The organism is Actinoplanes sp. NPDC051861, from assembly GCF_040681145.1.
Taxonomy (GTDB): domain Bacteria; phylum Actinomycetota; class Actinomycetes; order Mycobacteriales; family Micromonosporaceae; genus Actinoplanes.
The window spans coordinates 126,999-153,466 of sequence record NZ_JBFAYE010000007.1 but is presented as its reverse complement, the minus strand read 5'-3'; the positions used below and the strand labels follow the sequence as shown (position 1 = coordinate 153,466).

The following is a 26,468-nucleotide window of genomic DNA, read 5'->3' as shown; positions in this document are numbered from 1 at the left end:
GTGGGCGCCTACGCGTCGGCCGAGGAGGCCAGGCGCAGGCTCCGCGGGCGCATGTCGGTCCAGGTGGCGTCGATGTACTCCAGGCAGCTCTGCCGGGTGTCCTCGCCGTGCACTCGCTGCCAGCCGGCCGGCACCTCGGCGAAGGCCGGCCACAGCGAGTACTGCTCCTCGTCGTTGCGGAGCACGAGGTAGGTGCCTTCCGGATCCTCGAACGGGTTGGTCATGAGTCGTCTCCTTCGGAAGCGGAAGCAGAAGCAGGCAGCAGACGGTCGTTGAGAAGAGCGGCGATCCCGGCCACCGCCGGCCCGCCGAGCAGGTCCTCGTGGCCACCGGGAACCTCGTGGAGTTCCAGATCGCCGTCCACGTGCGGCTGCCAGCTCTCCGGGCGCAGCAGACCGTCGGCACGGGTCTTGGCGGCGGCGACGTGCAGCACGGGCCCGGTCACCACACCGGGGACGAAGCGCCGCGCGGCCCGCACCTGCGCCAGGTAGACATCGGCAAGCAATTGGTCGTCGAGCGACTCCACCGGCGGGAGCGCGTCGAGCGAGTCCGCGAGCGGATAGGCGTCGAGGATGGCCAGCAACGCGACCCGCTCCCCCTCGGCCTGCAGCGCGGCGGCCACGGCGTGCGCGGCCAGACCGCCCGCCGACCAGCCGAGCAGCTGGTAGGGACCGTGCGGCTGGATCGCGCGGATCTGCTCCAGGTAGGCGGCCGCGATCTGTTCGACCGTCGGCGGCACCGTCGGTAGACCGGCCGCTTGTAGCCCGTACACTCGCTGGTTTTGATCTAGAAGGGGTAGGAGTGACCGGAACGCCCAGCTGACGCCGATGGCGGGCGGCAGGCAGAACAGCGGATGGCCGTGGCCGGTCTCGCGCAGCGGCATGACCAGGCGGAACGTGCCGGTGCCCCGGTCGAGGCGAGCGGCGAGCCCGGCAGCGGTCGGATTCTCGAAGATGAGCGGCAGGCTGATCTCCGCACCGAGGAGCTCGCGGATGCGGTCGGCCAGCCTGGTCGCGGACAGCGAGTGCCCGCCGAGGTCGAAGAAGGAGGCCTCGGCGTCGTTCACCGGCACGCCGAGGACGTCACCGAACGCGTCGCAGAGCGATCTCTCGCGCGGGGTGCGCGGCGTGCGGCCGGTCACCCCGCTGCCGGGCATCGGTGCCGGCAGGGCGCGCCGGTCGATCTTGCCATTAGGGGTACGCGGAATCGCGCCGAGAGGCACCACGAAGGCCGGCACCAGATGGGCCGGGAGCCGCGCGGCCAGGAAGTCCCGCAACTCCCCGCCGTCCAGGTCGGACCCGGCCCGCGCCTCGGCGTAGGCGACGAGCCGCTCCTCGCGCACCACCGCCACCGCCAGCCGCACGTCCGGCCGCCCCTGCAGGGTCGACTCCACCTCGCCCGGCTCGATCCGGAACCCGCGCAGCTTGACCTGCTCGTCGGCGCGCCCGACGAAGTGCAGCTGCCCGGCCCGGTCCCGGCGCACGAGGTCGCCGGTGCGGTAGAGGCGGCTGCCCGGCGCGCCGAACGGGTCGGCGACGAAGCGCGCCGCGGTGAGGCCGGGCCGGCCGAGGTAGCCGCGGGCGAGTCCGGGGCCGGAGACGTACAGCTCACCGGCGACACCGGGCGGGACCGGGCGCAGCCGTGCGTCGAGGACGTGCACCCGGGCGCCGGTGATCGGCTCGCCGATGGGACGGCGGCCGTCCGGCTGCAGGGGGTGGCTCATGGTGGCGCAGACGGTCGTCTCGGTCGGCCCGTACGCGTTGATCAGGCGGCGGCCGGCGGCCCATCGGCGTACCGTCTCGGCCGGCACCTGCTCCCCCGCCGTGACCAGGGTGGACACGGTGGCCAGCTGGTGCGGGCGCAGCACCGCGAGCGCCGCCGGCGGCAGCGTGAGATGCGTGATCCCCTCCTGCTCGACCAGCTCGGCCAGGGGCGCGCCGGGCCGCAGCCGCTCCGGTTCGGCAACGACCAGGGTGGCGCCGGCCAGCAGCGCGGTGCAGATCTCCGAGATGGAGGCGTCGAAGCTCGGCGACGCGAACTGCAGGACGCGGCTGTCCGGGGTGATCCGGAACCGGTCGATCTGCCCGGCCGCGAGGGCGGCCAGCCCTCGGTGGGTGACCTGGACGCCGGACGGGCGGCCGGTGGAGCCGGAGGTGTAGATGACGTAGGCCGGGTCGTCGGGCAGCGGCACCGGCAGCGGCCCCTCCGAGGCGGCCGGCTCACCGATCAGGACGGTCGCGCCAGGCGGGACGGCGGCGCGGGTGAGCTCGTCGGCGACGGCGAGCGTGGCGCCCGCGTCGTCCCACATCAGCCGCAGCCGGTCGGCCGGGTAGGCGGGGTCCAGCGGCAGGTAGGCGGCACCCGCCTTGACCACGGCGAGCAGCGCGACGACCAGGTCGGCGGAGCGGGGCAGCGCGACGGCGACGACCTTCTCCGGCCCGGCGCCGCGCCGGGCGAGCGCGTGCGCGAGGGCCGTCGCGCGGCGGTCCAGCTCGCGATAGGTCATCGTGCCGCCCGGGAACCGCAGGGCGATCCGGTCGGGTACGGCGGCCGCGCGCTCGGCGAACAGGACCGGCAGCGGCCGTGCGGCGGGGACGGCCGGACCGTCCCCACGGCCGGGGCTGAGGAACTGCCGGTCGGCCGCCGTGATGAGGTCGATCTCGCCGATCCGGGCGCCGGGGTCGGCCGTGACCGCGCCGAGCAGGAGCAGCAGCCGGTCGGCGAGCCCGGCGGCGGTCTCCGGGTCGATCATGTCGGTGCGGTGGATCAGGGTGCCGGTGATGCCGCCGGCCCCGGCGCGCTCGGTGAAGTTGAACTCCAGGTCGAACTTGGCGGCGCCCAGGTCCAGGTGCAGCGGGGCGGCGGTCACGCCGGGCAGGTCCATCGTCTCCGGTTCGCCGCCCTGCATGGCGAGCATGACCTGGAACAGCGGGTGCCGGGCCAGCGAGCGGTCCGGGTTGAGCTCCTCGACGAGGCGTTCGAACGGGACGTCGGCGTGGGCGTACGCGGCCAGGTCGGCGTCCCGGGTGCGGCGGATCAGCTCCCGGAAGGACGGGTCGCCGCCGGTGGAGGTGCGCAGGACGAGGGTGTTGACGAAGAAGCCGAGCAGATCCTCGAGGTCACGGTCGGCGCGGCCGGCGACCGGGCTGCCGAGCACGATGTCGGTGCCCGCGCCGTGCCGGGTGAGCAGGGCGGCGAGGGCCGCGTGCAGGACCATGAACAGGGTGGCCTGCTCGGAGCGGGCCAGGGCGGCCAGCCGGGCGTGCAGGTCCGGGCCGATGGTGAGGTGCAGGGTGCCGCCGTGTCCGTCGCTGGTGGCCGGGCGGGGGCGGTCGGCGGGCAGGTCGAGTTCGGCGGGCAGCCCGGCGAGCGCGTCGCGCCAGTGGGTGAGCTGCTCGTCCAGGCGGGTCTCGAGCAGGTCGCGCTGCCAGACGGCGTAGTCGGCGTACTGCACCGGGAGCGGCTGCCAGTCCGGTGCCCGGCCGTCGCGGCGCGCGGTGTAGGCGGCGGTGAAGTCGCGGGCCAGCGGGCCCATCGACCAGCCGTCGGCGGCGATGTGGTGCAGGACCAGCAGGAACACCGACTCGTTCTCGTCCACGGTGAACAGCGCCGCGCGCAGGGGCGGGTCGGTGCGCAGGTCGAAGCCACGGACGGCCTCGGCACGGACGGCGGCGGTGAGTCCCTCCCGGTCCACGTCGAGGAGACGCAGGCCGGCCATTTCCGGATCAAGGACTTTTTGGTACGGGACCCCGTCGCGCTCCGGCAGGACGGTGCGCAGCACCTCGTGGCGCCGGGCCAGGTCGCGGACGGCGGCGCGCAGTGCCTCCCGGTCGACGGCTCCGGTCAGGCGCACGGCCACCGGCACGTGGTACGCGGCACCGTCGCGGCCGAGGCGGTTGACGAACCAGAGGCGCCATTGGGCGTACGACAGGGGCGGGTGCTCGGGCCGCCGGCCGGATCGCAACGGTGGCAGTGCGGGTGCGGCCGCGTCCAGGGTGCGGGCGAGGGCGGCCACCGAGGGCGCCTCGAAGAACGCGCGGATCGGCAGTTCCACACCGAACGCCGCCCGGATCCGGCTGACCAGGCGGATGGCGAGCAGCGAGTGGCCGCCCAGGTCGAAGAAGTCGTCGTCGACGCCGACCTCCGGCACACCGGCCGCCTCCGCGAACAGTCCGCACAGCAGTTCCTCGCGCGGTGAGGCGGGCGCGCGCCGGGCGGCGCCGGTGCCGGTGGCCGCCGGGTCCGGAAGCGCGCGGCGGTCGAGCTTGCCGGCCGGGTTCAGCGGCAGCTCGTCCAGCGGGACGACGACGGACGGGACCATGTAGCTGGGCAGCCGAGCGGCCGCCGCGGCACGGACCTCGGCGGGTTCCACGTGCGCGCCGGGTTCGGCGACGACGTAGCCGACCAGCCGCTGGCCGCGGGCCACGACCACCGCGCGGGCAACGCCCGGCGTGCTCGCGAGGACCGTCTCCACCTCGCCCGGCTCGACCCGGAAGCCGCGGACCTTGACCTGGTCGTCGGCGCGCCCGATGTAGTCGAGGCGGCCGTCGGCGGTCCACCGGACCAGGTCGCCGGTGCGGTACATGCGCTCGCCGCCACTGCCGTACGGGCAGGCGACGAACCGCTCGCCGGTCAGTCCCGGCCGGCCGAGGTAGCCGCGGGCGACGCCGTGCCCGGCCAGGTAGAGCTCGCCGGGCACGCCGATCGGGGCCGGCCGCAGCCGGTCGTCGAGGACGTAGGCGCGGGTGCCGGCCAGCGGGCGGCCGATGCCGGGCACCTCGACGCCGGCGGCCACCTCGGCGGTGGCGTAGACGGTGGCCTCGGTGGGTCCGTAGAAGTTGCCCATCCGGGCACCGGGGACGGCGGCCCGGATCTGCTCGGCGACACCGGCGGTGAGCGCCTCACCGGCGAACGCGACCAGGCCGGCCCGCAGGTCCAGCTCACCGGCCTCGGCGAGACGGGCGAAGACCGACGGCACGCCGCTGATGAGCGTGCCGGTGAACGGCCGGTCGGCGAGTTCGAGCAGGTCGCGGACGACCTCGACGGTGCCGCCGGCGGCGAGCGGCGCGAACAGCTCGAACGCGGAGACGTCGAAGCTCAGCGACGTAGAGGCGAGGACCCGGGACAGGCCGGCCGGGGTGATGTCGCGGACCGCCCAGGCGGCGTGCCCGGCCAGGTTGCGCCGGGAGACGACGACGCCCTTCGGCGTACCGGTGGAGCCGGAGGTGTAGATGGCGTAGGCGGCGTGGCGCCCGTCCACCGGCGGCAGCGGGGCCGCCGGTTCGGCGGCCACACCCGGGTCGCCGACGTCCAGCACCGGGACGTCCGTGTCCGGGAGCCGGGGCGCCGCCGCGGCGTCGGTGACGATCAGGGCGGGCGCGGCGTCGCCGAGCATGAAGGACAGCCGCTCGGGCGGGTAGGAGACGTCGAGAGGAAGGTACGCCGCGCCGCTGCGCAGCACCGCGAGCAGCGCCACGACGGTGTTCGCGGACCGGGTCAGCGCCAGGGCGACGAACCGCTCCGGTGCCGCGCCGTGCCGCCGCAGGTGGTGGGCGAGCCGGTTCGCGCGGGCGTCGAGCTCGGCGTACGTGAGGCTCTCCCCGCCACTGACCACGGCGACCGCGTCCGGTGTGGCCGCCGCGTGTGCCGCGACCAGCGTGGTGACGTCCTCGGCGGCGGGCAGCGCGGGGCCGTGCGCGAAGCCGCGGAGCAGCTCGCTCTCGGCCGGTCCGGTGACGTCGATGCCGCTGAGCCGGCGCCCGGGGTCGGCGGCCAGGGCGGCGAGCACGGCCACGAACCGCGTCGCCAGCCGCTCGGCGGCCGGGCGGTCGAAGAGTTCGGTGCTGAACTCGAGCCGTCCGGTCACGCCGGCCGGGCCGCCGTCCGGCGTGAACTCCTCGGCGAGGCTCAGATTCAGGTCGAACTTGGCGCGGCCCAGCTCGACGGTCTCCGGGCTCGCCTCGACGCCGGGCAGGTCGAGCCCGGCGGCGGCCGAACCGGTCAGGGACCGGCCGGCGTCGGGGCCGCTCTGCAGGGCCAGCATCACCTGGAACAGCGGGTGCCGGGCCAGCGAGCGGGGCGGGTTGAGCCGCTCGACGAGCCGTTCGAACGGCACGTCCTGCTCGGCGTAGGCCGCCAGGTCGGCGGCGCGGACCCGGCCCAGCAGGTCGGACACGGTCGGGTCACCGCTGAGGTCGGTACGCAGCACGAGCGTGTTCACGAAGAACCCGACGAGGTCGTCGAGCGCGCCGCTGAGCCGGCCGGCCACCGGGGTGCCGAGCGGGATGTCGTCGCCGGCGCCGAGGCGGTGCAGCAGGGTCGCCAGGCCGGCGTGGGCGACCATGAACAGCGTCGTCCGGGTGCTGTGCGCGAGGCGCTGCAGGGCGGCGTGCAGCTCGGTGCCGATGTGCAGTGTGACCGCGTCACCGGCGAACGTGGGCCGGGCCGGGCGGGGGCGGTCGCGCGGTACGGCGATCTCCTCCGGGAGCCCGTCGAGGCGCCGCGCCCAGGACTCCAGCTGCCGGGCGGCGAGGCTGTCCGGGTCGTTCTCGTCGCCGAGGGTGCGGCGCTGCCAGAGGGTGTAGTCGGCGTACTGGACCGGCAGCGGCCGTAGCCCGGGCGCGTGGCCTTGGACCCGGGCGGTGTAGGCGAGTCCCAGGTCGCGGACCAGCGGGGCCATCGACCAGCCGTCGCCGGCGACGTGGTGCAGGACGAGCAGCAGGACGTGCTCGTCGTCGCCGGTCCGCTTCAGCGCGGCCCGCAGCGGCAGGTCGGTGGTGAGGTCGAACGGCTCACGGGCGGCGGCCGCCAGGTCGTCGGCGAGCCGGAGCTCCACGCGGGCCTCGGCGAGGTCGAGGACGAGCTGATGCGGCTCGCCGTCGACCGCCGGGTAGATCGTGCGCAGGCTCTCCTGGTGTGCGACCACGTCGGACAGCGCGGCCGTGAGGGCCTCGGTGTCCAGCGGTCCGGTGAGCCGGACGGCGACCGGGATGTGATACGTGCCGGTGGCGCCCTCGAGGAGGTTGAGGAACCACATCCGGCGCTGCGCGAAGGAGAGCGGGACCACCGCCGGGCGCGGCCCGGCCTCCAGGGCGGGTCGCGCGGGTGCCCCGGTGCCGAGGCGCAGAGCGAGCCGGGCGGCGGTGGGCGCCTCGAAGACGGCCTGGAGCGGCACCTCGGCGCCGAGCCCGGACCGGATCGCGTTGACCAGGCGGGTGGCGAGCAGGGAGTGGCCGCCGAGGGCGAAGAAGTCGTCGTCGGCGCCGACCCGGGGCAGCCCGAGGACCTCGGAGAACAGGCCGCAGAGGATCTCCTCGGCGGCGGTGGCGGGTGCGCGGCCGGACTCGGCGGGCCCGAACTCGGGTGCCGGCAGGGCGGCCCGGTCCAGCTTGCCGTTCGGGGTGAGCGGGAGGCGGTCGAGCGCCACCAGGGCGGCCGGGACCATGTAGTCGGGCAGGCGCTCGCCCAGGTGGCGGCGGAGTCCGGCGAGGACCTCGTCGGACTCGGCGAGCAGGGCGGGGTCGCTGACGTACGCCTCGGGCGCGGCGGGACGCCCGGCCGGCCGGAAGAGACCGGTGACCGTGGACTCGCCGTCGCGGGTGAACACCACGTCGAGCCGGCCGTCGTCGGCGCCGCCGGTGAAGGTGATCAGCGCTTGCCGCCCGTGGCGGGCGGCAAGGCCGATGATGTCGGCGGGTTCCGGGGCCCCCGCCTCGCGGTGCAGGCGGGCGTTCGGCACGCCGGTCACCCGGAACGGCTCGGACTCGCCCACGAGCAGGGTCTCCACCGCGGGGAGGCCGGACCAGGCATGCGACGGCCACGCGGCGAGCGGGACGCCCGCGGTGCCGGGCCGGAGCACGACGTCGAAGCGATGCTGGGTCATCTCGTTGTGCGAGCGGCCCGGTTTGATCCGCAGATCGACAGCGAGGTCGCCGTGTTCGGCGGCGTAGGCGGCGAAGAACTCCGGCGCGATCAGCAGTTCCTTGTCACGCAGCAGCCGCCGGTCAGCGGCCCGCCGCACCACCGCCGGATCCCGGCCCGCACCGGAGCGGGCCACCTCCACCGCGGTGTGGAAGATCCGCGCCAGGGTCCGGTTGCGCACATCGCCGACGAAGAGCGCCCCGCCCGGCGCGAGGGCGGCGAGCGCGCCGTCGAGGACCCGGCGCAGGTAGGCGGCGTCCGGGAAGTACTGCGTCACCGAGTTGAGCACGACCAGGTCGAAGTGGCCGGACGGCAGCCCGGTGAAGTCGTCCGCCGCCTGCACCCGCAGCTCGAAGCGGCCGGGCTCGGCACCGGCGGTACCCGCGCGCAGCGTCGCGACGGCGGCGGCCGAGAAGTCGGTCGCCCAGTAGGACTCGGTGCCGGGCGCGAGCCTGGACAGCAGCAGGCCGTTGCCCGCGCCGATCTCCAGGACCCGGCGGGGATCCAGCGCGGCCAGTCGCTCCACCGTGGTGTCGCGCCACTCCCGCAGCTGGTCGAGCGGGATCGGGCCACCGCGGTAGCTGTCGTTCCAGCCGGAGAAGTCGTCGCCGAACACGCCGATGGTCCCGTCGTACATGACCTGGTAGAGCTGCTGCCACTCGGCGACGCGGCGCTGGTCGCGGTCTCCCCCGCCGTCGGCCGGCACGACGTAGCCGGTCAGGTAGCGCTCGCCGGGCACGTCCTCGCGGGCGACGACCTCGGCCTCGGCGACCTCCGGGTGCGCGGTCAGGACGGCGGCCACCTCGGCCGGTTCGACCCGGAAGCCGCGGATCTTCACCTGGTCGTCGGCGCGGCCGTGGAACTCCAGAAGGCCGTCGCGGGTCCAGCGGGCCAGGTCACCGGTGCGGTACATCCGGGCGCCGGGCCGGCCGAACGGGTCGGCGACGAAACTCTCCGCGGTGCCGGCGAACTGGCCGAGGTAGCCGCGGGCGAGACCGTCGCCGCCCAGGTGGACCTCGCCGAGAGCACCGGCCGGGACCGGCCGGAGGAAGCGGTCCAGGACGTAGACACGGCGTCCGGCGAGGGGACGGCCCACCGGAAGGCGAGATTCCATTGCGTACGGTGGGCGCACCTCGAACTGCGTCGCGCACAGTGTCGCCTCGGTCGGCCCGTAGAGCTGCCGGATCGTCAGGTCCGGTACGGCCCGCAGCACCCGGTCGACCGCGGCCGGCGAGACGATGTCGCCACCGGTCAGCACCTCGCGCAGCCCGGTCAGCCCGTCCGGGTTCTCCTCGGCGACCACCCGGAACAGTCCGGCGGTGAAGTGGACGGCCGTCAGGTCGTACCGGTTGACCAGCGACTTCAGGGTGCTGAGGTCGAGGCGGCCGGGCGGGGCGACCACGACGGTCCCGCCGCGCAGCAGCGGAACCCAGAGCTCGTAGTTCGAGATGTCGAAGGCGTAGGGCGCGTGCAGCAGGACGCGGTCGTGGTGGCCGTCGCGCCAGCACGGGTCGGTGGCCAGGCGCACCACCTCGGCGTGCGGGACGGCGATCGCTTTCGGGCGCCCCGTCGATCCTGAGGTGTACATGACGTAGGCGAGGTCGTCCCCGCGTACATCCGGGAAATGCGAAGGGTGAGGCCCGCTGCGGCCTTGCGTCACGTCCAGCGTGGGGAGTTCCGGATCGCCCAGCCGGCGCAGCCCGGCGGCGTCGGTGAGCAGCGCGATCGCGCCGGAGTCGGCCAGCACCCAGCGCAGGCGGTCGGGCGGGTGTGCCTCGTGCAGCGGTACGTAGGGCGCGCCCGACTTGACCACCGCGAGGATGGCCGCCGGAAGGTCGAGAGAGCGCTCGACGAGCACCGCGACCGGCCGGTCGGGCCCGGCGCCCAGGCCGGCGAGATGCCGGGCGAGCCGTGCTGCTCTCTCGTCGAGTTCGCGATAGGTCAGCGAGTCGTCGCCGCAGCGGACCGCGACGGCGTTCGGGGTCGCGGTGACCTGGGCGTTGAAGCGGGAATCAAGAGTGTCTTCTCCGGCTGTATCGCTTTCGTCCAGGGCGACCCCGGGAAGCCAGCGGTGCTCGTCCTCCGTGTAGGTGTCCAGGGCGCTCAGCGGCGCTGCCGGATCGGCGACGACCGAGCTCAGCAGACGGTTCAGGCGCTCGGCGAGGGCCTCGGCGGTCTCCGGGTCGAACAGGTCGCCCGCGTACTCGACAGCGCCCGCGATGCCGGCCGGCTCACCGTCCGGGCCGAAGCGCTCGTGCAGGTTGAACGCCAGGTCGAACTTGGCGGTGCCGGTGACGTCGGGTTCCAGGGTGACGGTGAGCCCGGGGAAGGTGAGCTCGGCGCCGGCGTTGTTCTGCAGCGCCACGAAGACCTGGAAGAGCGGATGGCGGGAGAGCAGCCGGGGCGGGTTGAGCACCTCGACGAGCCGCTCGAACGGGAGGTCCTGATTGGCGTACGCGGCGAGCGCGGTGTCCCGGACCCGCTGGAGAAGATCGGTGAAGCCGGGGTCGCCGGTGGTGTCGGTGCGCAGGACGAGCGTGTTGACGAAGAAGCCGACCAGGTCGTTGAGCGCCTCGTCGGTGCGGCCGGCGACCGGGGTGCCGAGCGGGACGTCGGTGCCGCCGGTGAGCCGGGTCAGCAGCCCGGCGACCGCCGCCTGCAGCACCATGAAGAGGCTGACGCGCTGGTCACGGGCCAGTTCGAGGAGCGCCGCGTGCAGCTCGGGCGCCAGCCGGACCGGCACCTCCCCGCCCTGGAACGTGGCGGTGGCGGCGCGGGGGCGGTCGGTGGGCAGCGCGAGTTCCTCGGGGAGGCCGTCGAGGGTGCGCCGCCAGTGGTCGAGCTGGTGCGACATGGCGCTGCCGGGCTCGTCCTCGGTGCCGAGCAGGTCGCGCTGCCAGAGGGCGTAGTCGGCATACTGCACCTCCAGCGGCGGCCAGCCGGGTGCGCGGCCGTCGAGGCGGGCGGCGTACGCGGTCCCGAGGTCACGGGCGAGCGGGGCCATCGACCAGCCGTCGCCGGCGATGTGGTGCATGACCAGGAGCAGGACGTGCTCGTCCGGGCCGCTGCTGTACAGGTGCACGCGCAGCGGCGGCTCGGCGGCCAGGTCGAACGGCGCGCGGGCGGCGGCGGTGAGGCCGTCGGCGGTGCCGCTCTCGACGCGCAGGCGGACGACCGCCTCGCCGGGCGGCAGCACCCGCTGGACCGGGCCGCTGTCGCTCTCCGGGAAGACCGTGCGCAGCGACTCGTGCCGGTCGAGGACGTCGGCGATCGCGGCGTCCAGCGCGCCGGTGTCGACGTGGCCGGTCAGCCGCAGGACACGCGTGACGTTGTACGCGGTGTTGCCGGCGTCCATCCGGCTCAGGAACCACAGGCGCTGCTGGGCGTAGGAGAGCGGCGCGACGTCGCCGCGGTCCGCCACGGGTGTCAGCGGCGGGCGGGCGCCGGGCGCCTCGGCGACGCGGCGGCACAGGCCGCGGACGGTCGGGTCCTCGAAGACGGCACGCAGCGGCAGCTCGACCCGGAACACCTCGCGGATCTGGTTGACCAGGCGGGTGGCGAGCAGGGAGTGGCCGCCGAGCGCGAAGAAGTCGTCGTCGTCGGCCACCTCGGCGGTGCGCAGCAGGCCGGCGAACATGCCGGCGACGATCTCCTCGGCCTGGCCGGCCGGGCGCGTGCGGCGGCGCACCGGGGCGGTGCCGGGCTCGGGCAGGGCGGCGAGGTCGAGCTTGCCGTTGGGGGTGCGGGGCAGCTCCGGGACGGGAATCACGGCTGCCGGGACCATGTAGGACGGGAGGCGCTCGGCCAAGCGGGCGCGCAGGTCCGCGCCGGGTTCCCCGTCCAGCACGACGTAACCGAGGATCAGGCCGTCGCGCAGGCGGACGGCGGCCTGGGTGACGCCGGGGCAGTCGAGCAGCGCGGCGCGGATCTCGCCCGGCTCGATGCGGTACCCGCGGATCTTGATCTGGTCGTCGGCGCGGCCGGCGTACTCCAGGACGCCGTCGCGGTCGCGGCGGACCAGGTCGCCGGTGCGGTACAACCGGCTACCGGGCGGGCCGTAGGGGTCGGCGACGAAGCGTTCGGCGGTGCGGCCGGGCGCGTTCAGGTACCCGCGCGCGGTGAGCGGGCCACCGACGTAGAGCTCGCCGGTCACGCCGGGCGGCACCGGCTGCAGGGCGTGGTCGAGGACGTACGCGCGGGTGTCCGGGAACGGCCGGCCGATCGGCACCGCACCGGAGGGAACCGGGGTACCCGGCTCGATGCGGTTCTCGACGCAGTTGACCGTGGACTCGGTCGGGCCGTACGAGTTGACCACCACGACATCGGGGTGGGCGCGCCGCCAGCGGTCCAGGGCCGCGCCGGTCAGGGCCTCACCGCCGATGATCAGCATGTCGGTGGGTGAGGTCTCCGGCGGGAGCGTCTCCAGCAGCGGCAGGTGGCTGGGCGTGATCTTCGCGAAGGCGGCGCCGCTCGTCGCCGTACCGTCGTCGAGCCGGACCAGGCGCACCGTGCCGCCCACCGTCAGCGGGGTGAACAGCGTGGTGACGGACGCGTCGAACGCGATCGGCGCGTGGAAGAGGGTGACGCCGGCCGCCGCGGGGTAGGAGCGGCCGGCGTGCCTGAGGTAGGCGGCCAGGGCGCGGTGCTCGTTGACCACGCCCTTGGGGCGCCCGGTGCTGCCCGAGGTGTAGATGACGTAGGCGGGGCTGCGCGGATCCCTTGACCCGAGCCGGCCCTGCGCCGTCGCGGTGGGCTCCAGCCTCGGCGCACTCGCGTCCGGCAGCACGTCGCCGGCGGCGATGAGCAGGACGGGCGCCGAGTCGGCGAGGATCCAGTCGATCCGCTCGGCCGGGTAGTCCAGGTCGATCGGCACGTAGGCCGCGCCGGACTTCAGGACGGCGAGCAGCGACACGACGAGGTCGACGGAGCGCGGCACGGCGACCGCCACCCGCTGCTCCGGTCCGGCGCCGCGCTCGGCCAGAGCGGCGGCCAGCCCGCTCGACCGGCGGTCCAGCTCGGCATAGGTGAGGGCGTCGCCCTCGTGCTCGACAGCGATCACGCCGGGTGTCCGGGCGGCCTGCGCGGTGAAGAGCTCCACGACGTCCGGCGCGGGCCCGGCGGCGGCCGGGCCCTGCCACTCGTGCAGCAGCCGGCGGCGTTCGCGGGCGGTCAGGACGTCGAGCGTGCTGATCCGGCGGTCCGGGTCGGCGGCGGCCCGTTCCAGCACCAGCACGAACCGGCGGGCGAGCGCGGCGGCGGTCTCCTCGTCGAACAGCGCCGGGGAGTAGCGCAGCCGGCCGTCGATCCCGCCGGGTTCCCGTCCGGGCAGCCACCGCTCGTCCAGGTTGACGGCCAGGTCGTAGGGCAGGTCGCCGGTGTCGACGAGCCACGCTTCCTCGAGGCCGTGCTCGAGGAGGTCCTGCACGGCCAGCATCACCTGGAACAGCGGGTGCCGGTCGAGCGAGCGGGGCGGGTTGAGGTGCTCCACGAGGCCCTCGAACGGGACGTCCGCGTGGGTCCAGGCGGCGCGGTCGACGTCGCGTACCCGCCCGAGCAGCTCGCCGAAGGTGGGGTCGCCGGTCGTGGGGATCCGGAAGACGAGGGTGTTGACGAACAGCCCGACCAGGTCGCGCAGCGCCTCGTCGGTGCGGCCGGCGATCGGGCTGCCGAGGACGATGTCGGTGCCCGCGCCGTGCCGGGTGAGCAGGGTGGCGAGGGCGGCCTGCAGCACCATGAAGACGGTCACCCGGTGGCGGCGGGCCAGTCCGGCGAGGTCGCGGTGCAGCTCGGGGCCGATGTGGAGCGGGATTGCGGCGGCCCGTTCGGTGCGCGGGCCGCGCGGGCGGTCGGTGGGCAGGTCCAGCTCGGCGGGGAGCCCGGCCAGGGCGGAGCGCCAGAACTCGAGCTGTGGATCCAGGCGCGTCTCGAGGAGGTCGCGCTGCCAGAGGGTGTAGTCGGCGTACTGGACCGGCAGTTCAGGCAGCGACGGCGCCCGCCCGGCCCGGCGTGCGGCGTAGGCGGCGGTGAAGTCGCGTGCCAGGGGGCCCATCGACCAGCCGTCGGCCGCCACGTGGTGGACGACGAACAGCAGCACCGCCTCGGTGTCGCTCTGCCGGAACAGCACGGCCCGCACGGGCACCTCGGTGAGCAGGTCGAACGCGCGGGCGGCCTCGGCCAGCAGCGCGTCGTCCCGCTCCGCCGGGTCGACATCGGCAGTGCGCACCTCGACCGCGTCGGCGCCGACGATCCGCTGGTAGGGCACGCCGTCGATCTCCGGGAGCACGGTCCGGAGCACCTCGTGGCGCTCCACCACGTCGCGCACCGCGGCGCGCAGCGCGTCCTCGTCGAGCACACCGGACAGGCGCACCGCCACCGGCAGGTGGTAGGCGGCACCGTCCCGGCCCAGGCGGTTGACGAACCAGAGCTGGCGCTGCGCGTACGACAGCGGGGTCATGCCGGGATCTCCTCAGCGGCGCGTCGCTGCAGCGGGGGGCGGGCCGGGGCGGACGCGGCCGCCAGGGCCTCCACGGTGGGGGTGTCGAACAGCGAGCTCATCTCGATGTCGACGCCGAGGATCGACCGGGCCCGGTTGACCACGCGCAGCGCGAGCAGCGAGTCGCCGCCGAGCGCGAAGAAGTCGTCGTCGGCCCAGACCCGGTCCACGCCGAGCACCTCGGCGACCACAGCACAGAGTTCGCGCTCGCGGGCGGTCGACGGCTCGCGACCGGCGCGGGCACCCGGGTCGGGCAGCAGGCGGCGGTTCAGCTTGCCGCTGGCGGTCAGCGGCAGCTCGCCGAGGACCACCACGACGGCGGGCACCATGTATCCGGGCAGGTGCCGGGCGGCCTCGGCGCGGACGGCCGCCGGGTCGAGGGTCGCGCCGGGTGCGGGAACCACATAGCCGGCGAGGCTGCGGTCGCGCATCACGGCCACCGCCTGGCCGACACCGGGCACCGCGGCCAGGACGGCCTCGACCTCGCCGGGCTCGACCCGGAACCCGCGGACCTTCACCTGGTCGTCGACCCGGCCCACGTATTCGAGGCGGCCGCCGGGCGCCCACCGGACCTGGTCGCCGGTCCGGTACATCCGGCCGCCGGTGAACGGGCAGGCGACGAACCTTTCCGCGGTCAGCGCGGGCCGGCGCAGGTAGCCGCGAGCGATCCCGTCGCCGGCCACGTAGAGCTCGCCCACCACGCCGGGCGAGGCGAGGCGCAGGTGCCCGTCGAGGACGAACAGGTTCAGGTTGGGCAGCGGTTCGCCGATGCTGGGAACGCCGTCGGCGGAGAGACCCGCGGTGGCGTACACGGTGGCTTCGGTCGGGCCGTACAGGTTTGCGACCCGGCACCCGGGGACCAGCTCACGCAGGCGCCGGACCACCTCGGCGGGCAGCGCCTCGCCGACCGAGCCGACCGTCCGCACGTCGAGGTCGACATCGCCGTCGCGGGTCAGGGCGGTGAAGACGGACGGGACGATCGTGGCGTACGTGCCGGACCGCGGCGCGTCCCCGAGCGACAGCGGGCCGGGCAGAAGTTCGACGCGGCCGCCGCAGACCAGTGGCGCGAACAGCTCCAGCATGCACGGGTCGAACGTGATCGACGTGGACGCCAGCATCTCCGACAGGTCTTCGGTGCCCACGAAGTCGACTGCCCACCGGATGAAGCCGGCCAGTCCGCTGTGGTGGACGACGACGCCCTTGGGCCGCCCGGTGGATCCCGATGTGAAGATCCCGTAGGCGGGGTGCAGGGCGCGCAGCGGCGCTCGCCTATCGATGTTCGTCAGGTTCGTTTCGGGCATTTCCGATGTTTCAGGTAGCCCTGTCAGCGTCAGGACCGGCTCAGCCAACTCGGTCATGTAGCGAATGCGCTCGTCGGGATGCGTGAGGTCCAGGGGCAGGAACGCCGCGCCGGACTTGAGGACCGCGAGCAGGGCGACCATCAGCTCGGTGGTCCGCGGCAGGGCGATCGCGACATATCGTTCCGGCTCCGCTCCCTCGGCGACGAGGTGCCGCGCGAGGCGGTTCGCGCGGGCGTTGAGCTCGGCATAGGTCAGCGTGGTGTCCGCGTCGCGAACGGCCTCCGCGCCGGGCGTCCGCTCCACCTGGCGCTCGAACATCCCGATCAGCCCGGTCTCGTCCACCTCCCGGCGCGGTCCCGAACCGGCCGCGGTCAACTCCGCACGCTCGGCCGCCGAGACCACGTCCAGCGCACCCAGCACCGTCTCCGGGGTCGCCGCCGCCATCGCTTCGAGGACCCGCCCGAGCCGCTCCGCGTGCACCTCGACGTCCGCCCGCGAGTAGGCGTCCGAGTTGGCGTCCAGGCAGACCCGCCACCCGTCGATGTAGGCCCCGCTGTAGACGGAGACGTTGAGGTCGTCGACCGGCCCGTTGGACAGGATGTGCACGGTCGCGCGGTGCGGCCCGAACATCAGGTCGTCCTGAAAACGCAGGATGTCCAGCGAGGGCCCGAACAGCCGCTGGTCGATCGGCAGGCGCAGGTCGCGCCGCAGGTCCTCGAAGCGGTACCGCTGGTGCCGCAGCGCCTCCTTGATCCGTTCGGCGCAGAGGCGGACGAGATCGGTGAGCGGCATGCCCGGCCGTACCGGCAGCCGCAGCGGCAGCACGTTGGCGAGCATGCCGGTGGTCCGCTTGATCTCCTTGCCGAGCCGCGCCGCCACCGGCAGCGCCAGCACCACGTCGTCCATGCCCGTTGTCCGGGCGGTGTAGAGCGCGAGCGCCGCGCAGGCCGCCGCCGACGTCCCTGTCCGCGCCGACCGGGCCAGCCCGGCGAGCGCGTCCACGGTGGTCTGCGGCACGTCCAGCTGTACGCGGTGGAAGGTCCGCGAGGGCGCGGTGACCGGGCCGCCGAGCGCGGGCGCGGCCGGCCGGTCGCCGAGGACGCCCAGCCAGTGGTCGCGGTCCTTCTCGCGCTGGTCGGAGAGCCGGTAGGTCTCGTCGTCCTCCAGCAGGCACTCGAACCGGCCGAGCGCGCCCTCCTCCGGCGGGGTGCCGTTCCACAGCGCCGTGTAGATCTCGGCGACCCGCCCGGCCAGCAGCGCCGACGAGTACCCGTCGACGGCGATGTGGTGGCCGCGCTGGAACCACAGGTGCCGGTCCGGGGCGAGCCGGATCAGCACGGAGAAGAACAGCGGGTCGGTGTCGAGCCGGATCGGGCGGGCCATCTCCGCCTCCATCCAGCGCGACGCCGCGGCGAACGGGTCGTCCTCACCGCTGAGGTCGAGGAGTGCCTGGGTGGCCCACGGCCGGTCGACCGGCTCCATCGCCGGCTCGTCGCCGTCGGTCACGAACCGCAGCCGCAGCGCGCCGCTCTCGTCGACGACCTGCTTGACGGCCCGGTCGAGCAGGTCCGCCTCGACGGCGCCCTCGATCTCCAGGAACTGCCCACCGCTGAAGATGGGGTTGAGCGGGTCCCGCTGCTGCAGGAACCACATGCCGGACTGACCGGCGGTCAACGGACGACGCTCCATCTTGAATCACCAATCAATCAGCCGGCGACGGCCAGGCGGGACGAGGCGAGATCCGCGACGCGTTCGGCCACGGCGCTGGGCGCGGGCTGCGCGGCGATCTCGGCGGCGACCTCGGCCGCGGCGGCACGCAGGGCACCGTCGTCGAGAGCGCCGCGGACCGCGGCACGCAGGGTCGAGGCGTCGGCGGTACGCGGGTCGAGCGCGACGCCCGTACCCCGGCGGGCCACCACGGCGGCGTTGGCAGGCTGGTCGGCGCCGCGCGGGAGCACCACCTGCGGCACCCCGGCGGTGAGCGCGGCGAACGTGGTACCGGATCCGCCGTGGTGCACGACAGCGGCGCAGGACGGAAGCAGCGAGTCCAGCGGCACCCAGCCGGCGGAGCGCACGTTCGGCGGCAGCGGGCCGATCTCGGACAGGTCGACCTCGCCGAGCGCCAGCACCACCTCGGCGTCGAACTCGGCCAGCACGCCGATCAGCTCACGCAACTGGGCACCGGCCGCGCCGGCCAGGAAGCTGCCGAGTGTCACGCCGATCCGGGGCCGCTGCGGCGGCGCGGCCAGCCACTCGGGCAGGACCAGGCCGTGGTTGTAGGGCACGTAACGCATCGGCCACGCGCCGGGGCCGTCGTGACCGCCGAGGCTTTTCGGGCGTACATCCAGGAACGCGACGGCCTCGGCCGGCACCGGAAGCCCGAGCCGCACCCGCAGCGGCCACAGCCGTGCGGCGATGCCGGCCCGGAAATCTCGCGCCTGGCGATCCGGTCCGGCCCAGGCGAGACGCACGCTTTGCTCAAGCAACGGTACGCCGAGAGCGGCCGCGACGATCGGACCGGCGCCCTGCTCGAGCGTCGAGACGATGACGTCCGGCTTGAAGGACTCCGCGTGGCGCAGCAGATCCTCCAGCATGGCCTCGCCGAACAGGCCCAGGTTCGTGCCGGGCGGAGTCCCGTCCTTACGTGCCTGCGCGCCCACCGCGACGAACTCGGCGAACAGGTCCCGGTCCGGGCACGCGTCCACGACCGGCAGACCGGCCCGCGCGATCGCGGCGGCGGCCGGGCCGTTGTTGGCCATCAGCACCTCGTGCCCGGCGGCACGCAGCGCCCAGGCGAGCGGTACGGCCGGCAGGTACATGCCCGACGCCGGCGCCGCCATGGAAAGCACTCGCATGGAAATCTCCCCCGTGGAATGCGCGCCGGTCAGCGCGCGGTCAGCCGGGCCGGCAGCTTCACCGGCCCGAGCATCCCGATCGAGCGGTGGAACTCGACGCCGTCGCGGTCGATCTCGATCGCGGCGCAGCGTTCGAGCAGCGTGCGGACCATCACCCCGGTCTCGAGGCGGGCCAGCGGAGCGCCGATGCAGTAGTGGATGCCCCGGCCCATCGTGAGGTGCCGGTTAGGCCGCCGCCCCGCGTCGAACCGGGCCGGATCGGCGAAGTGCCGCGGGTCCCGGTTGGCCGCGGCGACCCAGACGACGACCATCGTGCGTGCCGGGACGACGTGCTCGCCGAGCTTCGCCTCGGTCGTGGTGATCCGCTGGTCGCGGATCAGCGGGGGCCGCCAGCGGAGGACCTCGTCGATCGCGCTCTCGTCGAAGGCCGCGTCCGGGTGCTCGTCCAGGCACATCACGGTGTTGCCGATCAGCAGCGAGGTGGGCAGGTGCCCGGCGATCAGGAACATCCCGATCACGCCCATGATCTCCTCGTCGCTGAGCGCCTGACCGTCCACGTCGGCACGGGTCAGCGCGGACGTGAGGTCGTCGCCCGGGTTCTTGCGCAGCCGGCTGATGTGCCCGAGCAGGTACCCGCCGGCCTCCCGCACGAGCGCGGCGCGCCGCTTGACGGCGGTCTCGTCCGGCACGCCGAGCGCGCCGTCCGGCCGGGCGCCGAGCAGCTGGTCCGACCAGCCCCAGAACATCCGCTGGTCCTCGCGCGGCACGGCGAACAGCTCGGCGATCACCGAGGCGCTCAGCGGGCTGGCGACGTCGCGCACGATGTCCGCGTCCCCGCCTTCCAGAGCCCGCTCGGCCAGGTCCTTCGCGAGACCGGCGATCCAGGGCTCCAGCTTGTTGATGATCCGCGGCGTGAACGCCTGGTTGACCAGCGCGCGCAGCAGGTTGTGCCGGGGCGGGTCGGTGCCGGCCAGGTTGCCACGCGCGACCAGCGCCAGCTGCGCCTGGTCGGCCGGGATCAGCCCGGAGAAGTCGTTGGAATAGGTGCCGTGGTCGTTGAGCACCTGCACGGCCTCGTCGTACCCGAACACCTCGAACACACCCGGCTGCCGGCTGGGCCCGGCGCGCTCGGGCGCACGCGCTTCGAAGTACTCGAACAGCGCCCGCGTCCGCTCGTCGTGCCGCAGCCCGACCAGGGCCCCGGGATCGGTCGTCACTGCCATGCCGGCTCACGCTCCCCCGCGTTCTCCTCCGCGGTGGCGTCGCCGCGGGTCAGGCCGTAGCCGTCCGGCACGGCGGCCGGGTCGGTGCCGGCCTCGACCGGCCGGTTGTCGCCGTCCACGAAGACGATGCGCGGGGCGAGGGTGCGGGCCAGATCGTCGGCGAGCACCGCGTAGGAGACGACGATGACCAGGTCACCCGGCGCCACCAGCCGCGCGGCCGCGCCGTTGATGCCGATCGTGCCGCTGCCGCGGGGCCCCTCCAGCACATACGTCGACAGCCGGGCCCCGTTGTCGATGTCGAGGACGTCGACCTTCTCCCCCGGCAGCAGATCGGCCGCGTCCATCAGGTCCCGATCGATCGTGATCGACCCGACGTAGTGCAGATCCGCCCGCGTCACCGTGGCTCTATGGATCTTGGACTTGAGCATTTCCCGGAACACCTTGTCCTCCATGTCAGTTCCCGCGCACGTGTGCGGTGAGCTCGGCCGACAGGTCCGCCAGACTGGCGCCGCCGAGCATCCGCGTGATCGGAATGAGCAACCCGAACCGCTGATGCACAGCACCGCGCACCCGCGCCGCCATCAGGGAGTCCAGCCCTTGCCGGTTCAGCGGCCGCTGAGGATTGAGCGCGGCCGGCCCCGTGCCGAGCACGTCACCCAGGCACGTCAACAGGAACGCCTCAGGCCCCTCACCCACCGGCTCCGCCGCACCGACGTGGCCATTCGTCGCGTGGCCGGACTCCGCCGCCGTCGGCGCGGGCGCTGCCGGCTGCAGGCCGTTCACAGCTTGCGGGGTGGGTGCGTTCGCGGACGCGGCGTGTTGTCCGTCCAGGAGGTCGTGTTGTCCATCCAGGAGGTCACGGAGCAGCGGGGAGGCGGCCGCATCGGGATAGGCACGACGCCACACGACCCAGTCCGCGGGCAGCACGACCGTCTGCGCAGCCTCCCCCGCAAGCAACTCGCCCAGGGTCGCCAGGCCCTCCGCCACGCTGAACGGCCGTATCCCCTGCGGATGCAGCGCCCGCCCGCGCTCACGTCCGAGCCGTGCCGCCATGCCGACGGTGTCCCAGAAGCCCCAGTCCACCGACAGCGCGGGCAGCCCCAGGGCCCGCCGGTGAAGCGCGAGCGCGTCGAGCGTGGCGTTCGCCGCCGCGTACGACCCGAGCATCGGCGACGCTAGCACCCCCGAAGCCGACGAGAACAGGACGAAGAAGTCGAGCGGTTCGCCCGCCAGCAGCCGGTGCAGCACCGTCGCGCCGGCGGCCTTGGCTCCCAGGACGGGGGCGAGGTCGTCCGCGTTCAGCCCGCTGATCGGCCCGTAACCCAGCACCCCGGCGGCGTGGATGACACCCCGGACCGGTGGTTCCCCGCCGGCCTTCCGCTTGCGCAGCAACGCCTCGACCGCCGGGGAGTCGGCCACGTCGGCCGTCTCGACGGCCACCCGGATGCCGCGTTCGGACAGCGCGCGCAGGTGCCGTACCCGCTCCCGCCAGGGGTCGCCCGCGTCGAGCGACTCCCACCGGTCCTCCGGCGGCGGCGCGCTGCGGCCGATCAGCACCAGATGCCGGGCGCCGTTGTCGGCGAGCCAGCGCGCGACCTGCAGGCCGAGGTCCCCGAGTCCACCGGTCACCAGGTACGTCGCCGCACCCGAGAACGCCGGCCGCACCGCTTCCGGGCCCGGCTCGTCCCCGGTCAGGTCGAGGACCAGCTTGCCGGTGTGCCGTGAACGGGTCATCCGCTCGAACGTGCCGGCAGCGTCGCCGACGGGCCCGGCCTCGTACGGCAGTGGGGTCAGGTCGCCGGAGGTCACGGCGCGGAGTACCCGGTCGAACGTGCGGGCGACCACCTCGGGACGCCGCCGGATCAGGTCGGTGACGTCGAGCGTCACGTACGTGGCGTTGTCGCCCAGCGCACCGATCGGACCGCTCTGCTTGCCGATCTCGACATAGCGGCCGTACGGCGCAAGCACCGCGAGATTGGCGGCGGCACCCTCACCGGGCAGGGCGCTCAGCACCACGTCGACGCCCGCTCCCCGGGTGGCCGCCCGGATCTGCTCGGCGAACCGTCCACCCCGCGAGTCGGCGACACCGGCCACACCCAGCATCCGCAGCAGCGCTCGCCGCTCGGGTGTGCCCGCTGTCGCATAGACCTCGGCGCCGCGCAGCCGGGCCACCTGGATGGCAGCCAGTCCGACGCCGCCGGTGCCGCTGTGGATGAGCACGCGTTCGCCGCGTTCGAGGCGGGCGAGCTCGACGAGGCCGTGCCAGGCGGTGAGGAACGCGATCGGCAGCGTCGCGGCCTCGGCCGTTCCCATGTCACCGGGAACCGGGAAGACGAGCCGGGCGTCCGCGACCACCCGGCCGGCCATCGCGCCGGGCGCGAAAGCCATCACCCGGTCGCCCGGCGCGAACCCGGCAACCCCCGGCCCGACCGCGTCGATCTCGCCGGCGCACTCCCACCCGAGTTCACCACCTGGCGCGGCACCCGGGTAGGTGCCGCTGGCCACCAGCACATCGCGGAAGTTGATCCCCGCATGACTGACCCGGATCGCCACCTCACCGGACCCGGGGGCGGTGAGGACAACCGGCACCGCCGCCACCCCGGCCAGCAGCCCGTCACCGCCGGAACGAACCTGCCAGCCCGTCCCAGGCTGTGAACCGTTGAACGCGCCGGTCGAGGCAGGGCGGAGGCGGGCTACGTATCGGGCATCCCCCCGCAGAGCGATCTGGTTCTCCCCGTCGTCGGTGGCCGCGAGTTCGCTTGCCAGGGCTCCTGCGGGAAGGGGCGAAGCGGGCAGGTCGAGCAGGCGGCAGCGCAGGCCGGGATGCTCGGCGGCAACCGTGCGTCCCAGGCCCCACAGCGCTGCCGCCCGCACCGAGCCGACGCGGTCGCCGGCGGTGACGGCCTGCGCGTCGCGGGTGGCCAGCCAGAGGGCCGGTCCGCCGGGCAGCGGCTTGTCGGCCAGGGCCTGCACCAGGGCCAGTGCGCTCAGCAGACCCGCGTCCGGCGCCGACTCGGTCGTGTCCAGGCTCCACAGATGCGCGACCGCGCTCCAGGAGCCCGCCGCGAGCTCCTCGATCAGGCGCCGGTGATCGGCGGCGGACCGGGCGGCGATCTCGTAGCGGTCAGGCCCCAACGATCGGAAGGAAAGCCCGGCACGCACCGTCACCACGCGGCCCGGCCACGCGGCAGCGAGCGCCGCGCCCGCACCCTGACGATCGGCGAACAGCAGCAGGTCACCAGGCTCGCCGGCACCCGGCCGCGCGACAGGCACCCACTCGACCGCGAACCGGCCGGCAGCCCCCACGGCCGCGGGAGCGGGAGCGGCTGCCGGTTCGGGCTCCTCTATGAAGCGCAGCGTCAGACCGGTCATCTCCGCGAGGAGAGCGCCGTCCTCCCCCACGATCGTGACGTCGCCGACGAGCAGGCCGGGAGCGGCCGCCCGCCGCGTCACACGGCTCCAGAGAGGGCCGGACGGGACCCGGTGCCAGACCATCTGCTCGATCGAGTCGAGCATGAACGGGCCTGGTACCTCATCGAGCGTGGCCGCGAGCACCTGGCCGCACCCGTCGAGCAGAGCGGGATGGAAGTGGTGCCGTTCGGTGACGAGACCCGGTGCCGCCTCGACACGGCCGATCGCCACGTCACCCGAGCGCCACACCCCGGTCAGAGCACGGAACGCGCCGAGCCACCCGTTGCCCGACTCCGCGAAGCGACGGTAGAAACTCTCCCCCGACCAGTGGTGCGGGAACCCCTGCACGTCCTCGACAGCGTGCGCTTTCTCCGTACCGTCGAAATCGCCGGAAACGGTGACCGCCGCAGCGTGCAGAAGCCAGTCGTCGGCCGCGTCGGTCCTGCTGTGCACCTCGACCGCGCCCGGCGTGACCGAAACGCGCACCTCAGGCGGCTGATCCGCGGTGAGGTAGAGCCCCCGCAGATAGCGCACGTCACGCAGAGCCGTGTGATCGCCGACGGCCGCGCGCATCATCTCCAGGTACGCCGTGCCGGGCAGCACCGCATGCTCCTGCACACGATGATCCAGCAGGTAGGCGTTGCGGCGAAGATCCAGCGGACCCGACCCCAGGAGCGGGTGCGCCGCGACCGGCGCGCCGGGAATCCAGTGGCTCTGCCGCTGCCAGCGATAGCGCGGCAGCCGCACCGCCGGGCCACCCGCACCCGTCGCGGCGTCGAGGGGAACGTCTCGTCCAGACCGATAAAGGTCGGCCAGCGCTTCAAGGATCGTGCGCCGCTCGGGTTCGTCGCGTCGCAGCGTCGGCAGCACCGTCGCGGCCGAACCGCACCGATTCACCGCGGAGACCAGGATCGGATGCGGGCTGATCTCGATGACCGTGTCGTATCCGGCGGCCAGCAGGTCGCCGATGACCGGCGCGAACCGGACGGGCCGGCGCAGGTTGTCCGCCCAGTAGGCGGCGCCGAGCTCGCCCGCGCCCACCTCGGTGCCGGTCACGGTGGAGATCATCCGGATCTCGCCGCCGGACGGGCGCAGGTCGGCGAGCACCGTCGTGAGCCGGTCGAGCAGCGGGTCGACGGCCGGGCTGTGCGAGGCGACGTCCACGTTGACCAGCCGGGCGAAGACGCCGTCGGCCTCGAACCGCTCGACCGCGCGCCGGACGTCGTCCTCGTCGCCGGCGATGACCGTGAGGTCGGGTGCGTTCTCCACCGCGACGCCGGCCCGCACCCCGATCTCGGCGAGAACCTTGGCGACCGCGTCCGCGCCGAGTTCGACACTGGCCATCGCGCCGTTTCCGGCGATGCCGGCCATCAGGGCGCTGCGGCGGCAGATCACCGCGGCCGCGTCGGCGAGGCTGAGACGGCCGGCCACGTGTGCGGCGGCGACCTCGCCCATGCTGTGCCCGACGACGGCGTCCGGCGTGATGCCGAGCGCCCGCCACAGCGCGGCGAGCGCCACCTCGATCGCCCACAGGCACGGCTGGACCTGATCGATTCCGGACGGGCCGTCGGGGTCATGCAGGCGCTCGATCACCGACCAGCCGGTCTCGGCGCGCACCGCGGCGTCGCAGGCGCCGAGCGCGCGGCGGAACGCCGGGGAGGACTCGTAGAGCTCGCGGCCCATGCCGATCCACTGCGAACCCTGCCCGGGAAAGACGAAGAGGGTCCGCCCGGCAACCGGCGTGACCTCGTGGGCGACGTCCTGGTGATCCGCGCGAAGTGCGGCCGCCATCTCCTCGGCGGATTCGGCGATCACGGTGAGCCGGCTGTCCAGCCGGTGCCGGGTCGCGGCGCTGCGGCAGACATCGCCGAGCGAGACGTCCTCCGAAAGAAAGTCCGCCCAGGCGACGGCGTTGGAGCGCAGCGCGGCCGGGCCGGAGGCCGAGAGTGCCAGCAGCTGCGGCTGTCCGGGCCGGTCGTCGAACGCGTCCGTGGCGGGCCGGGGCGTCAGCGAGTCGTGCTCGGCGACGATGACGTGGGCGTTGGTGCCGGAGATGCCGAACGAGTTGACGCCCGCGACAGCTCGCCCGTCCGGCCAGCCGGTCTCCTCGCGGACCACCTCGATGGGTGTGTTCGCCCAGTCGACGGCGGGAGTGGGCACGCCGCCGTGCAGGGTGGCGGGGATCTGCCGGTGCTTCACGCAGAGGATCGCCTTGATCAGCCCGGCCATCCCGGCGGCGGCCTCGGTGTGCCCGATGTTGGTCTTCACCGAGCCGACCAGCAGCGGCCGGGTCCTGGTGGCGGTGCCGAACATGTCGGTCAGGCTGCCCAGCTCGACCGGGTCACCGGCCGAGGTGCCGGTGCCGTGCGCCTCCACGTACCCGATCTCGTCGGGGTCGACGCCGGCGTCGCGGTAGGCCGCCCGCAGGGTACGGACCTGGCCCTCGCGGCCGGGGCTCATCATCGTGCCGCCGCTGCGGCCGTCGTTGGTGACCGCCGAGCCGAGCAGTACGGCGTGGACCGGGTCGCCGTCGGCGACCGCACGGGAGAGGGGCTTGAGGACCAGGGCGGCGACGCCCTCGCTGCGGACATATCCGTCGGCGGCGTCGGTGGCGAATTTGCACCGGCCGTCGGGGGCGAGCATGTTCGCCGAGGAGAACGTGATGCTCTCCTCGGGCATCAGGATCAGGTTGACGGCCGCGGCGATCGCGGTGTCGCACTCCCCCGACGCCAGGCTGCGGCAGGCCAGGTGGACCGCGGACAGCGACGACGAGCACGCCGAGTCGATCGAGATGCTGGGGCCGTGCAGATCGAAGGCGTACGAGAGACGACCGGAAAGAGCACTGCGAGCCGTGCCCAGATTGGCGTAGATGTCGAGGATCCCGGCGCGGCTGAGCATCTCCCAGTAGTTCGTGGTGAGCTGCCCGACGAAGACGCCGGTGGGCCGCCCGGTCAGCTCGGCCGGGCCCAGCCCGGAGTCCTCGATCGCCTCCCAGCCGACCTCCAGGAGCAGGCGCTGCTGGGGGTCCATCCGGGCGGCGGCGTGCGGCGGCACCCCGAAGAACGCGGCGTCGAACTCGTCGACGCGGTCGAGGAATCCGCCGTACCGCGAGAGGAGGCGGGCGTCGACGTCGAAACGGTCACGGGGCACCTCCGTGATCGCGTCGGTGCCCGCTCTCAGCGCGGCCCAGAAGGCGTCCGGGTCGGGCGCGCCCGGGAACCGGCACGACATGCCCACCACGGCGATCGGCTCTGACATGGCTCCC

At 74.2% G+C, this 26,468-nt stretch carries 7 protein-coding genes; all 7 read right to left on the bottom strand.

Annotated elements, in window-relative coordinates; all coding sequences use genetic code 11:
* Positions 1-8: 8 nt before the first annotated feature.
* From AB0M02_RS21235 to AB0M02_RS21205, 7 genes are read right to left on the bottom strand one after another with little or no spacing between them, the layout of a single operon-like run.
* Positions 9-224: an MbtH family protein gene (locus tag AB0M02_RS21235; protein WP_364229174.1), complete on the bottom strand. Its 216-nt coding sequence runs from the start codon at positions 222-224 to the stop codon at positions 9-11.
* Positions 221-14,374: an amino acid adenylation domain-containing protein gene (locus tag AB0M02_RS21230; protein WP_364229172.1), complete on the bottom strand. Its 14,154-nt coding sequence runs from the start codon at positions 14,372-14,374 to the stop codon at positions 221-223. Before AB0M02_RS21230 ends, AB0M02_RS21235 begins: the two co-directional genes overlap by 4 nt.
* Positions 14,371-17,403: an amino acid adenylation domain-containing protein gene (locus tag AB0M02_RS21225; protein WP_364229171.1), complete on the bottom strand. Its 3,033-nt coding sequence runs from the start codon at positions 17,401-17,403 to the stop codon at positions 14,371-14,373. Before AB0M02_RS21225 ends, AB0M02_RS21230 begins: the two co-directional genes overlap by 4 nt.
* Before the next feature lie 17 nt (positions 17,404-17,420).
* A complete protein-coding gene (locus AB0M02_RS21220; RefSeq protein ID WP_364229169.1) occupies positions 17,421-18,569 on the bottom strand; it encodes a nucleotide disphospho-sugar-binding domain-containing protein in 1,149 nt (382 codons plus the stop codon).
* A 29-nt stretch (positions 18,570-18,598) separates the two neighbouring features.
* On the bottom strand, positions 18,599-19,792 hold the full coding sequence (locus AB0M02_RS21215; protein ID WP_364229168.1) for a cytochrome P450: 1,194 nt from the start codon (positions 19,790-19,792) through the stop codon (positions 18,599-18,601).
* Positions 19,783-20,232, bottom strand: coding sequence for an aspartate 1-decarboxylase (gene panD / locus AB0M02_RS21210; protein ID WP_364229543.1), 450 nt, complete (start codon positions 20,230-20,232; stop codon positions 19,783-19,785). The genes AB0M02_RS21215 and panD overlap by 10 nt, the downstream gene beginning before the upstream one ends.
* A 13-nt stretch (positions 20,233-20,245) precedes the next feature.
* Entirely contained in the window at positions 20,246-26,461 is a 6,216-nt protein-coding gene (locus AB0M02_RS21205) for an acyltransferase domain-containing protein (RefSeq protein WP_364229167.1), read from the bottom strand.
* Between the last annotated feature and the right edge of the window lie 7 nt (positions 26,462-26,468).

Excerpts from the sequence above, each read along its gene's own strand:
- AB0M02_RS21225 (WP_364229171.1), bottom strand. The coding sequence starts at position 17,403 with ATGGAGCGTCGTCCGTTGACCGCCGGTCAGTCCGGCATGTGGTTCCTG.
- AB0M02_RS21220 (WP_364229169.1), bottom strand. The coding sequence starts at position 18,569 with ATGCGAGTGCTTTCCATGGCGGCGCCGGCGTCGGGCATGTACCTGCCG.
- AB0M02_RS21215 (WP_364229168.1), bottom strand. The coding sequence starts at position 19,792 with ATGGCAGTGACGACCGATCCCGGGGCCCTGGTCGGGCTGCGGCACGAC.
- AB0M02_RS21230 (WP_364229172.1), bottom strand. The coding sequence starts at position 14,374 with ATGACCCCGCTGTCGTACGCGCAGCGCCAGCTCTGGTTCGTCAACCGC.
- AB0M02_RS21205 (WP_364229167.1), bottom strand. The coding sequence starts at position 26,461 with ATGTCAGAGCCGATCGCCGTGGTGGGCATGTCGTGCCGGTTCCCGGGC.
- AB0M02_RS21235 (WP_364229174.1), bottom strand. The coding sequence starts at position 224 with ATGACCAACCCGTTCGAGGATCCGGAAGGCACCTACCTCGTGCTCCGC.